The sequence below is a fragment of the Psychrobacter okhotskensis genome, from assembly GCF_013248965.1.
GTDB classification, from domain to species: Bacteria; Pseudomonadota; Gammaproteobacteria; order Pseudomonadales; family Moraxellaceae; genus Psychrobacter; species Psychrobacter okhotskensis.
In genome coordinates this window covers 126,240-141,603 of sequence record NZ_JABRVQ010000002.1, presented here as the reverse complement: position 1 = coordinate 141,603, position 15,364 = coordinate 126,240, and the positions used below count along the sequence as shown (strand labels likewise).

The window sequence follows — 15,364 nt, the reverse complement described above, 5'->3', positions numbered from 1 at the left end:
GGCTTTTTTTTGTTGCTTCGTTTAATTCGTCATTCTGATTTATTCGTTTTGCAATTCTATTTTTTGAGATTCTATTTTTTGAAATGTGTTGCACAACTCTATTTTTAACTCTTAATAACTCTACGTGGTTTTATAAATAATGCCAACAAAGTGTTTTATTTTCTAAGGCTGTTGTTATGCTTACGACCAATCAAACCTTTCAGGGAACCCTAGCATCGGTATCATCCAGCTTCTTATTCTCCATGATGTTCTTGTTTGGGCTGTTTATGCTGCCCTTGTCAGGCACACAGGTAGCCTCATGGCGTGTGCTCATGATGCTGCTCAGTTTGGTATTATTGGTCAGTTTCACAAAGCAATGGCAGCACGTTTTTGATTATTTAAAGACTTTGAAAACCCCAAAAGAGTGGCTGTTATTTGTATTGCCAACCCCGATTTTGGGTGGGCAAATCTGGCTATTTATGTGGGCGCCGGTCAACGGCTTTGGTCTTGATATCACCTTGGGCTATTTTTTATTGCCGCTGGTGATGATAGTAGTCGGACGCTTCTTTTACCATGAGCATATGAGCGCGCTGCAGTGGGCCGCAGCGTTATTTGCCGCAATGGGTATCGGCTATGACATAGTGCAATATGGCACGATATCTTGGGTGACTTTGTTTGTATGTTTGGGCTATCCACCTTACTATCTACTGCGGCGCAAGCTTGCCGTGCCACCGATTACTGGCTTATTGTCTGACTTGACCTTACTGACGCCAGTGGTGCTCATCATGCTTTATGTCAGCGGTGGTTTTAGTATGGCTGCTCAGGAGGCTAAGTTCTGGTATTTATTGCCGCTACTGGGTGCTTTTAGTGCGCTTGCAATGTCGCTGACGATGATTGCCAGTAGTAAGTTGCCGGTCTCGTTATTTGGGGCATTGAGCTATGTAGAGCCGATGCTGTTGTTTGTATTATCCGTCACGGTATTGAGTCAAAGTCTCGATGAAGGCGGCTCGCTGTTTATGTATGGCATGATTACGCTGGCATTACTGGTCATGCTGTTAGACAGTGCTATGGGCTATGTGACCCGTAAGCGTGACAATCATTTGCATGGTTACCGAGAGCCGCAAGTGGTCAGCTTTCCACCGCGCCGCCGTTTGATAGAGCGCCGTATCGATGGGGTGCTACAGGCGCATCGCTTCCGCAAAATTCGTCGTTACCAACATAAGATGAATAAGCTTAAGCAAAAAATTGAGCAGCTAGACTCGATGTAAGTATGTATGATATAAAAATCAGTGAAGTGGGCGGTTGTTATGAGCATCTTTATGTCGATAATTGGCTTAACTGAATCACACGTTTGATAGACTAGTCTTACAGTTGTATTGCTTATCCAGAATGACTTTGACATAATGCTGCTCATTATATAAGCACGATAAAGTTATCGTAGCTCTTAGCAACAAAAGCCTCCGACGTTCGCGTCTGGGGCTTTTGTTTTTTTTTCAAAATTGCCAAGGAAGTGCGCCAATCTGTACAGGCTGTCGTTAATTATGCTCACTAAAAATCAAACGTCGCAGGGCGCTATCGCTGCGGTGGCGGCAAATTTTTTATACTCGTTGTTATTTTTGTTTGGTCTGTTGATGCAACCATTGTCAGGTACGCAGGTGGCGTCATGGCGCGTGCTAATGATGCTGCTAAGTCTGCTATTGTTAATCAGTGTCTTAAAGCAATGGCAACATATTTTTGACTATTTAAAGACCTTAAAAACCCCAAAAGAGTGGTTTTTGTTTGTATTGCCAACCCCGATTTTGGGCGCGCAAATTTGGATATTTATGTGGGCGCCCGTCAATGATTTGGGTCTTGAGGTAACGCTAGGTTATTTCTTATACCCGCTTATCATGATTATGGTGGGTCGGTTTTTTTATAATGAAGACATGAGTGTGTTGCAGTGGCTAGCGACTTTATGCGCAGGCGCTGGTATCGCTTATGATGTTTTCCAGTATGGCACCATATCTTGGGCGACGTTATTTGTCTGCTTGGGTTATCCGCCTTATTATCTATTACGTCGTAAATTAGCGGTACCGCCGATTACTGGTTTGGTCTCTGATCTGATCTTGCTGTCACCCGTTGTCATTATTGCTCTGTATATGAGCGGTGGGTTTGAAGTAGCCTTTGATACCAGTAAGCTGTGGTATTTCTTACCGTTATTAGGGATTATCAGCGCCGCAGCCATGTCGCTGACCATGGTCGCCAGTCAAAAATTGCCGGTCTCTTTGTTTGGCACTTTATGCTACCTTGAGCCGATATTTTTATTCGTATTTTCTATTACTATTTTGCATCAAAGCGTGGATGAGGGCGGCTCCTTATTTATGTACGGTATGATTTTTGCCGCCTTGATGATTATGATTGTCGATAGTGCCTTGGGGTATTGGGGACGTAAACGTGATGACCGTCTGCATGGCTACAATGAGCCACAAGTGGGCAGCTTTCCGCCGCGCCGTCGCCTAAAAAATCGCCGTATCAAAGGGGTGTTGGCCGCGCACCGTTTTCGCAAAATCAGAAAGTATCAGCAAAAAATAGACAAAATGAATCGAAAAATAGACGTACTGCACGCCAAATAAGCAGGGGTCGTCGTAAACCCCAAAGTTGACTTGATAGACACTGTTTTTCGTAACCGCTCTACACAGTTGTGGTGTCAAAGCCGAGTTAAGTGCGCTATTATCAATAGCAGTATTATCACGCTCGACCTAATTTGGCACATGATATCTAAAATAGTATAGCGGACTCACAATCATTTATTACCAATTACTAGGATGGTTTATGTTACATCTTCATCATTTAGCAAACTCACGCTCGTTTCGTATCTTATGGTTACTAGAGGAGCTCAAAGCCGATTATCAACTGACGTGCTACGAGCGCAATAAAGCTTATCGTGCGCCTGATAGCTTAAAAGAAGTGCATCCACTCGGTCATGCACCGATATTGGAAGTTGACGGTCGCCCGCTGATTGAGTCAGGGTTTATCATCGAGTATCTGCTCAAGCATTATGATAAAGCGCATCAATTCAAGCCTGCGGATGATAATGAAGCCGCATGGGAAGCTTATACATTTTGGTTACACTTTGCTGAAGCGTCAGTGATGCCGCCGCTGGTCATGCGCTTAGTATTCACCAAAGTGGTTGAGCAATCGCCGATGCTGATTAAGCCGGTTAGCAAAAGCATCAGAACCCAAGTCGAAAAAAGCATGATCACCAATAGCTTAAATAAGATACTCGACATGATGGAGCAGCATCTACAAGACAATCATTGGTTTGCCGGTGAAGACTTTAGCGCCGCTGACATTCAGATGCATCTAGCAGTCGTAGGTGCCAATGCTGGCCCAGGATTGGATAAGAGTAAATATACCAACATCTTAAATTGGCTCAAGCATTGTGAAGAACGTGATGCCTTTAAGCGCGCAGAAGAAAAGGGTGGTCGTCTGACGTTTTAATTGCCAGCGTTTATACTTCTATAAATGCTTGATTTGATATTTTGCCCAAAGGTTTTGTTTATTCGTAAACAAAACCTTTTTAGGATACAGTAATGACTGACTTGAATAAATCTGATAACAAAAATATCGATGCCAATACCGATGGCAATGCTAACCCATCGCTTGCTCGTCAAGAAATCAACCGCCAGCAGGTGTCGATAAAAGCCTGGTCACAAAAACTGCTGGTCGTTTTGTTGTGTGTAGCGAGCTTTTATGGTGGTTGGAAATCCTACGAGTCCAACATGGTTAATGAATGCAGTGCTAATGGTGGACAGATGGTAGCAGGCGACCGAACCATGATGTGCCAATTGTCATAAGCCGTATCATTTATTAATAATTTTGTACTATGAGTGCTAAATCATGCTCAAACTGACTTTTTTAGGTACCTCAGCAGGAGTGCCAACCAAACAGCGCAATGTCACGGCGCTGGCAATTGAGTGCCTGAATCCTTATCTATCTGGCGCTAGCCCGCAGCCTAACAAATCGCGTCCTTGGGTTTTGATTGATTGCGGTGAAGGCACGCAGCAACAATTGCTGCAGACCAAGCTCTCCTTACATCAATTAACCGCCATTTGTATTACCCATGTGCATGGCGACCATTGCTATGGTTTGCCAGGATTGCTGGCGAGCGCGGCTATGTCTGGACGCCACGAACCACTAATGCTTATTGCACCAAAAGCCATCGCCAAACTCCTCGATGCCATTACTTTGACGACCGAGCTATACTTTCCCTTTGCCATCAACTTTATGGCGATAGAAGATGTATTATCAAAAGACAGTGAAGATGAGGGCAAGGTCAGTTTCAGTTTCGGCAGCCAGCATCAGCTTGATATTGATATCACCCCGCTATCACATCGTGTCGCCTCATACGGCTTTGGTATCACGCAAAACATCAGTCAGCGCACGCTTAATACGGACAAGTTGACCGCAGACGGCATTCCAGCAAGTGCACTGTGGGGCAAACTGCAGCAAGGTACAGATGTCATGACCGAAGATGGTCGCCAGCTTCGTTCAGCAGATTATGTCGATAATGCGGTGAAGCGTACACGGGTGGTAGTAGCAGGGGACAATGGTACGCCAGCTTGTCTCAGCGCTGCGCTGGTCGATACTGATTTGTTGGTGCATGAAGCCACTTATACTCAAGAAGTCTTAACCAAGATTCAAACCAAAAATCCAGACTTTGATCCTATGCATAGTAGTGCGCAATTGGTGGGCAAGTTTGCCCAAGATGTCGGACTTAAGAATCTAATTTTGACCCATTTTAGCGCGCGTTATCAAAGCTTTGATAACCCAAATAGCAATACGGCAAACATGGGACATATTCGCTTAGATGCGCAACGTGCGTATCAAGGTAATCTATGGCTGGCAGCGGATTTCGCTCAATATACAGTCGATGGTGCTGCTGATTTGGCAAGCAGTCAAGAGGATAACAGCGTGCAGTATCTAGGCTCTGCACGCGATAATGAAACGTGATTTATAGCTTGTTATTTGCCAGATTATTAGTCGTCAATTGAATCTACGATAGCCAATTGCGTTTTTCCGCTCCAATAGCGACTGAATTGATAAGCGACCCGTCCCGAGCGCCCACCACGTTCCGATGCCCAGCGCAAGGCATCGGCCCTGATAGTATCAGGCAGATTTTCACCTGCCAAATCAAGGGCAGTATCAGTATCATCAAGACTGGCTGAAATTTTCTGTTGCTCTAAATTCAGATAATGCTGAACAATATGTAAATAAGTCGTCTGATCCATGGGATGAAAGGTCAATGATAAGCCAAATCGATCCGATAACGACACGGTTTCATCAATCGTTTCATAGGGATTGACTTCATCTGTCTGCCCATTATAAATGTCAAGATTGTCTTTCATCATCTGCGGTAGGAGACGACGGCGATTACTGGTGGCATAGACCAGCAGTTTGTCTTGCTCAGAGTCGAGCGCGCCATCAAGCACACTTTTTAGCGCCCGATAACTCTCGTCTTGACCGTTAAACGCCAAGTCGTCACAGTACACCACATAGCGACAACTACAATCTGCGGGCAGCTCATTGATCGCTGCACGAATCTTGTCTAGCACTTGTAGGTCATCCCGAGCAATCTCAATAATGCGCAAGCCTTCGCTATGATAAGCTTGTAGCAATGCGCGAATCAGTGATGATTTACCCGCACCGCGTGTACCCGTCATCAGCACATGATTGGCGGGATAACCTTTTAAGAACTGGCGCGTGTTTTGTACCAATTTTGCCTTTTGCGTATCGATACCATGCAAGTCGTCCAAGCTCAAAAACAGATTGACTGCCAACGGCTTTAAATGTCCGGTGCGGCCACCAACCCAGCGATAAGCGAGCTGAGCAGGATCAATCTCGATAGCTGGCGTGACTTGCTCTTGCAGATATTGACTGAGCAGCGCTAACAAAGGCGCGGGCAGGGCGTAATGAGCAGACGGATCAGAGGCTTCAGATGAAGGAAAAGGCTGAGATGTATTGGCTGATTGCGGCATAATGACTCTAACGGTTAAAGGTGCGTTTACATTAGGAATAGCGGTTTGATAAAGGTATCACCATATCATGAGAAACTGGTCAGATGAAAAAAATACTATGGAAAATAGTGCCAGTAATCTGTCGAATATACAAGCGTTGCAAGCGCACGCTCAGCAAGTATTGCCACTAATTACCCAAGCGTTGTCAGCAAAGCATTATCGTGAAATAGTGCATCAGCGTATTAGTAGCCAGCAAAGTAAGGGTAGCGAGACGGACTATCAAGGCTTAACGCGCGCTCAGCATTCAGAGTTCGGTAGGGTGATGATTAAATGGCAGTTAAATGAGGGTTCTGATCAAAATTTCGCTGATTTAAATCATGAAGCTAAGGTTTTGACATCTTTAGCTTCTTTAACAAAAAATAATCTGACCGCTATTGCTCCGCCCATCCTAGCCTATGACAACTCAACCATTCCCGTATTAAACCACTCTCAGCAGCTAACGATAATTGTCATGCCTTATTATCTCAATGCTAGCTTAGCAAGGCGGATCAATGCTAATAATCATTCGTTATTGACCGTTCAACAAAAGCATCATTTTATCGTGCAGTCTGCTCATCTCATCACTAATTTACATAACGTTGGCTGGCTACATAATGATATTAAACCCAGTAATATTCTGCTAGATGGTCTGTTGCCAAATAGTGCGGATAATAGCAGGGTAATGCCTGATTTGTTATTGACAGATTTTGCCTTAGCGCAGCGTTTTCATGCCGCCAAAAAGTTACATCATCTTGCAGGCACGCCAGCGTATCTTGCACCTGAGTGTTGGCAGGGGCAGGGCGCAACGGTGCAAAGCGATATTTATGCGTTTGGCATAATGCTGTATGAGATATTAATGGGCGAGCGACCGTTTAAGATAAATACTCAAAGTAGCGATGTATTAAACGAGTGGGCGACACAACATTGTCAACAACCGATTCCAAGACTGCCACTAGAGTATAGTTATTATCAATGTATTGTTGATAGAGCATTGGCGAAGCGGGTGGAGAAAAGGTATCAGATTATGGATGAGATGTTGAAGGGTTTAGAGCGTTTGTGATAATAAATACCATATTTCAGACACAAAAAAACCTGCTAAAAAGCAGGCTTTAATATTTGGTCTAAGATGTACTATCCGAAAATGGTGGGGCTGGAGAGACTCGAACTCTCACACCTTGCGGCGCCAGAACCTAAATCTGGTGCGTCTACCAATTCCGCCACAGCCCCATTTTCGTTACTCTATCATTATTGGCGTTTAAATTCAAACACAACATAGATAGTTAACTGATTCGGTAGTGCGTCTCAGTGGTTGGCTATTATATAGAGTTTGAATGGTTTGACAAGCCCTTTTCGCAATTATTTTTAATTATTTAACGATTATTTTTGCTTGCTATGATAAATAACTGATTTTACTAAATTTTTAATTTAATGATTTTGCATTTTTATTACTCTTTGGTCTGTGTGTCTGCTGCTGACATATCAAGTTGCTGTAATTTGCGAGTCAGCGTATTACGTCCCCAGCCGAGTAAGTTGGCAGCCGCTATCTTTTTACCACCGCTGTGATTGAGTGCCGCTGTGAGCAACACTCGTTCAAATTCAGGCGTTGCCGTTTGCAAGATGTCAGTTTCGCCTGTTTGCAGTGCGTGCTGAGCCCACTCTGCTAGTGCTTGCTGCCAGCTTGGGTTTTTAGCACCATTCTGAGTTTGATTGCTCTGAATATAGTTGTCTTGAATAGAGTTATTTTGATGACGGCTATGCAGGCTAGCACTGTGTTGCTGATGATTGTTTTGAGCAAATTCAGACGAGGACAACGTTTGTTGTGTCTGCAGCTCTGTGTTCGCTGGCATCCCTTCAAGCAGCTCTGGCGGTAAGTCATCAATCATGACCGTATCACCAGTCGCCATGACCGTCAGCCATAAGCAGACGTTTTCAAGTTGGCGGACATTGCCGCGCCAGTCGAAGGCTTGCATAATCTGTAGCGCGGCAGGTTGTAGCTGCTTGGATGCGGTATTCATTTGCTCAGCCGCGCGTTGCATAAAATAACGGGTTAAGGCAGGAATGTCTTCGCGGCGCGTCCGTAGCGGTGGCAGCGGTAGGCGAATGACGTTGAGGCGATAAAACAAATCTTCACGGAATCGGCCTTGTTTGACCAGCTCTTCCAAGTTTTGATGGGTGGCGGCAATGATGCGCACGTTCACTTTGACTGGCTGCTGTCCGCCCACACGGAAAAACTCTCCGTTGGCCAATACCCGTAGCAGCCGCGTTTGGGTGCTAAACGGCATGTCGCCGATTTCATCCAAAAATAATGTACCGCCATCCGCTTGCTCAAAACGACCTTGCCGCGTCGTCGTGGCCCCAGTGAACGCGCCTTTTTCGTGACCGAATAATTCCGACTCAATCAAATCGTGTGGAATAGCCGCCATATTTAGGGCGATAAAAGGATGCTGGCTACGCGGTGAATGCTGATGTAAAGCACTAGCGACCAGCTCTTTCCCTGTGCCTGATTCACCAGTAATCAAAACGGTAATAGGTGAGTGCGCCAATCTGCCAATGGCACGAAACACTGTTTGCATCGCTTGTGATTGACCGATGATACCGCTGGGGTTGTCATTGGCTGGTGTCTCAGCTTTAATCTCAGCCTTATTTTTAGCGGTCTTATTGGTTTTGTCTGTCGTGTTAACTTTGCGTGCAGATTTGGTTTGCGGCTTTGCGTCAGTATTGGGCTTGAAATGAATATCAGACTTTGCTTGAGTAGCATCGGCTGTCTCAGTGGCTCTGTTAGTCACAGACGCGGTTGCGTGAGTGGCTATCGGCATATTCGGTTGAAAATTAATCGCTTTATAAATCGTAGCGACGGCATCATCTAGATCAAATGGCTTCGGCAGATATTCAAACGCCCCTGTCTGATAGCTATTAATAGCAGAGGTCAAGTCTGAATGAGCGGTCATGATGACAATCGGTAGCTTAGGAAAGTGCTTATGCACCCAGTCACTAAAGGACAAGCCATCCATCATTGGCATCCGGATATCGGTCAATATCACATCCGGTAGCTGCGAGGCTGACTCGCGTTGTTGCAAAATATCATTGAGGCGAGTCCAGGCGGCCTGTGCTTGGGTAAAGCTGATAACCGTTAGCCCTGCATCTTCAAAAGTATCTGCCAACACCAAGCGCAGCGCTGAATCATCATCGATGAGCCATAAGGTCGCAGGGTTTTCAGCAGGCGCGTTATTGACCGTTACTTTTATGGTCTGACTGTTAAGTGCTTGGCTATCAGATATTTGGTTGTCAGAGATTTTATCATTCGAGCCTTGATTGTCACTGTTAGCTTTGAAGTTGTCGTTATATGCAGTCATGTATCAGGCCTAATGAGCAAGTGATTCAGGGTTGTTGTTTGATAGATTCAGTCGTATTTACGCATCGGTTGCGGGCTGATTAAAAGGCAAGTACAGCGTAAAGCGTGTCTGACTGTTATTGTCATTATAACTGGGATTATAGTTTGCATTGGCGCCTTGTGTTTGATTCGAGCTGACGTCAATCATACCATGATGACAGCTGATGATATCTTGCACAATCGATAGGCCAAGACCAGTACCGGCGGCACGGCTGGTCACCATCGGGAAAAATATCTGTCCAATCAGCGCAGGATCTATCCCTGAGCCATTATCGGTAATGCTGACTTGCAACGCTTGTTTGTGCTGTTGGCTGCCAATCGTATGCTGAAAAGCAATGCGCGTTTGAATATGCAGTTTTGGTTGATACTTGGCCTCAATATCAAGATGACTATGCAAAGTATCTAAGGGCAATTGATGAGCGGCGGCTGGCGCGCTTTGTTGCAGCGCTTGCTCAAGCTCAGTCATCGATTCACAGGCATTATTAATGAGGTTTAAAAACACTTGAATCAATTGATCTCTATCAGCGCATAGCTCGGGCAACGACAAATCATAGTCGCGCTGTAGCAGCACTTGCGGATATTGATTAACCACTAACGCTAGAACATGCTCTAACGGCTCATGAATATTCAGCATTTGCCAGTTTGGCAGCTGATTGGAGCCAAGAAATTGACCGATAAGATGGGTCAAGCGATCGGTCTCTGAAATGATAATGTCGGTATAGCTGCGGAGCTTCTGCGCCGTCTTTTGCAACTGTGTATCGCTATTCGAAGCTGAGTTCGTGCCAGAGCTTATGTCGCTAATAACAGCAGACAGAGGATGATGCAAAGTAGTCGCTTCACTGAACTTGATAAATTGTCGCTGTAATAACTGCGCCGCGCCGCGTATACCTGCCAATGGATTTTTGATTTCATGGGCAACCGAACGCAGCATATGGCGGGCAACGTTGTATTGTTGCTGCTGACGTTGCTCCTCTGAGATGCGACTCTGGCGGTCTTTACCCCACATCTCGATAATAAAATAAGGTTGCTGCTCATAGATGACAGGCGTCACGCTATAATCGATTGAGAGTGGTAAATTGCCATTGAGTGGGGTATTGATGATGTGATCGTGGTCGATAAAGGGCTGTTGATATTGCTTTGCCTGATGAAATCGCTCGGTCAAGGCGCAGTGATTGTCTGGCTTGTCACGGTCATTGTTATCAATACTGTCATTATCAAGAACAGCGCGCTCATCCCTCTTTAATTTTTCGGACGCAAGCAAGGTCAATATAGACTGATTGAGCAAGCGTCCACTACTGATGGCCAGTAGCTGCTCAGCTTGGGCATTTAGCCACGTAATGACCAGCTCATCATTGACCCACAAGATAGCGGTGAATAAATGCTGAGATATAAATGCTAAGTTCGGGGTTGGTTTTTTGGTGGTTAAATCAGCTGTCATGACTAAAGCCTAGAATAAAGAGGTGCTAGATTTAATATTTAACCATAAATCAACACACTAGAGCGGCAAAACTGGCGGTTTTTGCAAAAAAAACGTACAATGCGCACAGCCATTTTTCTCTAGCAAGGTCAGCCATGCCTAAAACTTCTACCGAGTCGCTTAATACGACTATTACCACCCCACAGCCAGCTTCCACGCTAACAGCTTCTATGTCCAAAGACACTGCCACTATTTTTAATCCTGCCAAGCCGCCAGCAACGCCTGCGCAAAGCTCAACGGATAGTAGTGAACCTTACCACCATAAAGCCAATCACAATCAAAACCGTAGCATTGAACAAAGCAGCAATGTGGTTTCATCGACATCAAATAAAACAACAGCAGCGACTGCTAATGCACCCGTTAGCACAGCACCAAAGATTGGCTTTGTGTCACTGGGTTGTCCAAAAGCCTTGGTGGATAGTGAGCGCATCATCACAGAACTTAGCCGTGATGGTTATCAGGTTGCCAGTGATTATGAAGGCGCAGACTTGGTCGTGGTCAATACTTGCGGCTTTATTGAATCTGCAGTGCAAGAGTCACTGGACGCCATCGGTGAAGCGATTAGCAAAAACGGCAAGGTGATCGTTACTGGTTGCTTGGGTAAAGAGGCGGACAAAATCCGCGCCATGCACCCAGCCGTGCTAGCCGTGACCGGTGCGCATGCGTATGATGAAGTGATTACGGCAGTGGCGCAGCATGTACCCAAGCCGAACCGCAGTTTGGACGCAAACTATGATCCAAAGATAAATTTAATCAATGAAGCGGGTATCAAATTAACCCCAAGTCATTATGCTTATCTAAAAATATCGGAAGGCTGTAACCATCGTTGTACCTTCTGCATTATTCCAAGCTTGCGCGGAGATTTGGTCTCGCGTCCGATTGATAATGTCATGAATGAAGCCATGGCACTGAAAAATGCTGGCGTGAAAGAGTTGCTGATTATCTCGCAAGATACCTCTGCTTATGGGCTGGATTTGAAGTATAAGACTAGCTTTTGGAACGGTATGCCGCTTAAGTCGAAGTTTTATGACTTATGCCAAGCCTTGAACGATTTGGGTATTTGGGTACGTCTGCATTATGTCTATCCGTATCCGCACGTCGATAAAGTCGTTGAACTCATGGGCGAGAAGAAGCTGCTGCCTTATTTGGATATTCCTTTTCAACATGCCAGCCATCGCATCCTAAAGGCAATGAAGCGTCCGGCGCACAGCGAAAACACCTTGGCGCGTATCAAAGCGTGGCGTGAGATTTGTCCAGATATCGTCATTCGTTCGACCTTTGTCGTTGGCTTCCCTGGTGAGACGGAAGAAGATTTCCAGTGCCTGCTTGATTGGTTGGTTGAAGCGCGCCTTGATCGCGTGGGTGCCTTTACCTATTCAGAAGTCGAAGGCGCAGTCGCCAATGATTTGCCAGACCACGTCCCTGAAGCCGTCAAGCAAGAACGCTATGAGCGTTTTATGGCACTACAACAAGACATCTCAGCGCAAAAGCTACAAGAGAAAATCGGCAAAACCTTGATGGTGTTGGTCGATGAAATTGATAGTGAAGAAGGGATTGCGATTTGTCGCAGCTACGCTGACGCCCCTGAGATTGACGGTCATGTCTATGTGGACGATATCAATGCGCAAGTTAAAGTCGGCCAATTCCTAACCGTAACGATTGACGATGCTAGCGAATACGATTTGTTTGCCAGTTATAAAGGTTAGATGACTGTTATTTAACTGACTGCTAAAAAGATTAGGTGACTAATATAAAAGTTAGACAACCGCTATACAGGTTAAATGACTACGATAATAGGTGAGTGAAAATTGCCCAATGATAGGCAGTTTTTGCTACAATTAGCGCAATTTAGCCTTTTTACACACTGATCACCCAGTATGGGGCGGTAGGTAAATTGCAAGGCTAACTGTATTTGTGTTTTACCGATAATTTTAATTATAATTTAACGAAATAAGGTGACCTCATGTCTGACAAAAACCCGCGTTACTCTCGTATCTTGCTGAAACTCTCTGGTGAAGCCTTAGCCGGTAGCAAAGACATGGGTATTGATACCGAAGTGCTCGATAAGATGAGCTTGTCTATCGCGCATTTGCGAGGGCTTGGGGTGCAAGTCGGTATCGTGGTCGGTGGTGGTAACTTATATCGCGGTGCCCAGCTGCAAAAAGAAGGCTTAGTTGGCCGCGTCACTGGCGATCAAATGGGTATGCTAGCGACGGTTATGAACGGTCTAGCAATGCGTGATGCGCTTGAGCGTCGCAATATTAAAACACGCTTGATGTCAGCCTTACCTATTGGTGAAGTTACTGAAAGCTATAGCAGCCGTAATGCGATTCGCTACCTAAAAAATGGCGAAGTGTGTATCTTTGTCGCAGGTACGGGCAATCCCTTCTTTACCACTGATACGGCTGCTTGCCTGCGCGGTATTGAAATCGAAGCAGGTTTGATTTTAAAAGCCACCAAAGTAGATGGGGTTTATGATAAAGACCCAAGCTTACATGACGACGCGGTTAAGTATGATGGCCTGACCTTTGATGAAGTGTTAGAACAAAAGCTTGGCGTTATGGATTTAACTGCCATTGCCTTATGCCGTGAGCACAACGTGCCGCTACAAGTGTTCGATATGACCAAGCCTAATGCGTTATTAAATGTCATTATGGGCGAAAACGAAGGCACACGCGTTTTTCATTAATATAGCAAGCGTTGGCATGACTGCTATATGAAGTGATAATTCATATAACAGCAAACACCTTAATAATTTTTACCTTAATAAATTTTTATAACTAACAATAATGAATGATTTGTCGATAGCGATAAATAAGGATACATGATGATCAAAGAGATTAAGCAAGACGGCGAAGCGCGTATGCAAAAGACCTTGGAAGCGCTTGAGAGCACTTTTAGTAAAGTTCGTACTGGTCGTGCGCATCCAGGTATGTTGTCAGGGGTGATGGTCAGCTACTATGGTGCTCCTACACCGCTTAACCAAGTTGCTAGTGTCAACGTTGAAGACTCGCGCACGTTATTGGTACAGCCGTTTGACCGTACCATGGTACAAGCGATTGATAAAGCCATTCGTGAAGCTGATTTGGGTCTGAACCCAATGACGGCCGATGTGATTCGTGTACCGATGCCGGCATTGACCGAAGACACGCGCCGCGATATGCAAAAGCTTGCGCGCGGAGAAGCTGAGAACAGCCGTGTTTCTATCCGTAATATCCGCCGCGATATGATGAATGACATCAAAGAGCTGGCCAAAGAAAAAGAAATCTCGGAAGATGACGAGCGCCGCGCCAGTGATGATATTCAAAAAATCACTGACAAGTACATCGAAACTATCGATGGTCGCCTGAGCAAAAAAGAAAGCGATTTGATGGACGTTTAAGTACCGTCTTTGGTTTATTTTTTTTATAAAAATAAACCAAGCGCTTAAAAATTAAGTCTTTTAATGCAGACAATATCATAATAATAGACAGCTAATGGTCAATCACTATTGGCTGTCTATTGCTATATAGACTGTGATGATAAAAACACTAAGCATTACAGAGTTGTTTTAATTATTTCCCAATCGTCATTAGCCCAATTGCTAGACTGGTTTATGATAAGTTTATGAATATTTGGCATTATGCTTTTTTAATGCGATAGAGCGCGTTATGATTGTTTTACTTCAGCACATTATTCTACCTCAACAATAAGTCGTATCGCCCATGTCTACTCCCACCGTTTTGGCTCCTGCCCTCATTCCTCGCCATATCGCCATCATTATGGATGGTAATAATCGCTATGGTAAAGCCAATGCGCTCGGCAAAGGTCAAGGACATGTGGCGGGTAAAGATGCGCTAGATCCTATCGTGGAGTATTGTGTCGATGCGGGTATTGAGGTGCTAACGGTATTTGCTTTTTCTAGCGAAAACTGGCAACGCCCACCCAGTGAGGTGGCGCTATTGATGCAACTATTAACATCGACCATTCATGAGCAAATGCCGCGTATGAACGAGTACCGCATTCGCTTACGTTTCATCGGTGATCGTAGCCAGTTGAGTCATGATTTACAGACATTGATGGCAGATGCAGAAGCCGAAACGGCTCATTTTGATGCTATGACACTGGTAATTGCCATCAGTTATGGTGGTCAGTGGGACATTGCCAATGCGGCAAAACAACTGGCGCAGCAAGTAGCAGCAGGGGAGTTGCGTGCTGAAAATATCAGTAAAGAAATGCTTGGCGAATATGTGCAATTAGCGGATGCACCCGCAGTCGATATGCTGGTGCGGACGGGCGGTGAATATCGAATTTCTAACTTTTTATTGTGGCAATCAGCTTATGCTGAGCTGTTCTTTACTCAAACCCTATGGCCAGACTTTGCCGCCGATGAGTTGGCAGCGATGGTTGCAGAGTTCGCTCAGCGCCAACGGCGCTTTGGCAAAACCAGCGAGCAGATATTGACAGAGCAGCGCTAGCGTTATTCATTTATCAGTATTACAT

General features: G+C 45.1%; 13 protein-coding genes and 1 tRNA gene. 10 read left to right on the top strand and 4 right to left on the bottom strand.

The features are described 5' to 3' along the window. Nucleotides 1-176 precede the first annotated feature (176 nt). The 5 genes from rarD (HQR03_RS01975) (at nt 177) to HQR03_RS01955 (ending at nt 4,971) form a co-directional block, all read left to right on the top strand. Nucleotides 177-1,247 (top strand): EamA family transporter RarD, encoded by a 1,071-nt coding sequence (gene rarD / locus HQR03_RS01975; RefSeq protein WP_025650542.1) that lies wholly within the window; start codon nt 177-179, stop codon nt 1,245-1,247. A gap of 273 nt (nt 1,248-1,520) precedes the next feature. After that, on the top strand, nt 1,521-2,591 hold the full coding sequence (rarD, locus tag HQR03_RS01970; protein WP_173238952.1) for an EamA family transporter RarD: 1,071 nt from the start codon (nt 1,521-1,523) through the stop codon (nt 2,589-2,591). A gap of 199 nt (nt 2,592-2,790) precedes the next feature. Beyond that, entirely contained in the window at nt 2,791-3,459 is a 669-nt protein-coding gene (locus tag HQR03_RS01965) for a glutathione S-transferase (protein ID WP_025650540.1), read from the top strand. A gap of 92 nt (nt 3,460-3,551) precedes the next feature. Beyond that, the gene (locus tag HQR03_RS01960; RefSeq protein ID WP_025650539.1) at nt 3,552-3,815 is read left to right on the top strand and encodes a hypothetical protein; all 264 of its coding nucleotides are present in this window, start codon (nt 3,552-3,554) and stop codon (nt 3,813-3,815) included. 43 nt (nt 3,816-3,858) lie between these two features. After that, a complete protein-coding gene (locus HQR03_RS01955; protein WP_025650538.1) occupies nt 3,859-4,971 on the top strand; it encodes a ribonuclease Z in 1,113 nt (370 codons plus the stop codon). A 26-nt stretch (nt 4,972-4,997) separates the two neighbouring features. Here HQR03_RS01955 and HQR03_RS01950 read toward each other — a convergent pair whose 3' ends face one another. After that, nucleotides 4,998-5,996, bottom strand: a complete 999-nt coding sequence (locus tag HQR03_RS01950; protein ID WP_227502409.1) for an ATP-binding protein — start codon at nt 5,994-5,996, stop codon at nt 4,998-5,000. A gap of 67 nt (nt 5,997-6,063) precedes the next feature. On the opposite strand from HQR03_RS01950, the gene HQR03_RS01945 reads away from it, so the two are divergent. Then, nucleotides 6,064-7,074 carry a serine/threonine protein kinase gene (locus HQR03_RS01945; RefSeq protein WP_244951955.1) on the top strand — a complete coding sequence of 337 codons (1,011 nt, stop codon included), beginning with the start codon at nt 6,064-6,066 and terminating at the stop codon, nt 7,072-7,074. A gap of 82 nt (nt 7,075-7,156) precedes the next feature. On the opposite strand, the gene HQR03_RS01940 is transcribed toward HQR03_RS01945, so the two are convergent. The 3 genes from HQR03_RS01940 to HQR03_RS01930 all read right to left on the bottom strand — a co-directional run bounded on the left by HQR03_RS01940 (nt 7,157) and on the right by HQR03_RS01930 (nt 10,843). Continuing rightward, nucleotides 7,157-7,241, bottom strand: a tRNA-Leu gene (locus HQR03_RS01940). Between the two features lie 218 nt (nt 7,242-7,459). Beyond that, on the bottom strand, nt 7,460-9,367 hold the full coding sequence (locus HQR03_RS01935) for a sigma 54-interacting transcriptional regulator (RefSeq protein ID WP_173238951.1): 1,908 nt from the start codon (nt 9,365-9,367) through the stop codon (nt 7,460-7,462). 57 nt (nt 9,368-9,424) lie between these two features. Continuing rightward, entirely contained in the window at nt 9,425-10,843 is a 1,419-nt protein-coding gene (locus tag HQR03_RS01930) for a two-component system sensor histidine kinase NtrB (protein WP_173238950.1), read from the bottom strand. 134 nt (nt 10,844-10,977) lie between these two features. Between HQR03_RS01930 and rimO the strand changes: the two genes are divergently transcribed. From rimO to uppS, 4 genes are all read left to right on the top strand, one after another. Then, on the top strand, nt 10,978-12,588 hold the full coding sequence (gene rimO / locus HQR03_RS01925; protein WP_173238949.1) for a 30S ribosomal protein S12 methylthiotransferase RimO: 1,611 nt from the start codon (nt 10,978-10,980) through the stop codon (nt 12,586-12,588). A gap of 257 nt (nt 12,589-12,845) precedes the next feature. Beyond that, the gene (pyrH, locus tag HQR03_RS01920; RefSeq protein WP_010200240.1) at nt 12,846-13,571 is read left to right on the top strand and encodes a UMP kinase; all 726 of its coding nucleotides are present in this window, start codon (nt 12,846-12,848) and stop codon (nt 13,569-13,571) included. A gap of 138 nt (nt 13,572-13,709) precedes the next feature. Continuing rightward, entirely contained in the window at nt 13,710-14,264 is a 555-nt protein-coding gene (gene frr, locus HQR03_RS01915; RefSeq protein ID WP_025650532.1) for a ribosome recycling factor, read from the top strand. Nucleotides 14,265-14,586: 322 nt separating this feature from the next. Then, nucleotides 14,587-15,339, top strand: coding sequence for a polyprenyl diphosphate synthase (gene uppS / locus HQR03_RS01910; RefSeq protein ID WP_173238948.1), 753 nt, complete (start codon nt 14,587-14,589; stop codon nt 15,337-15,339). Nucleotides 15,340-15,364: the final 25 nt, after the last annotated feature.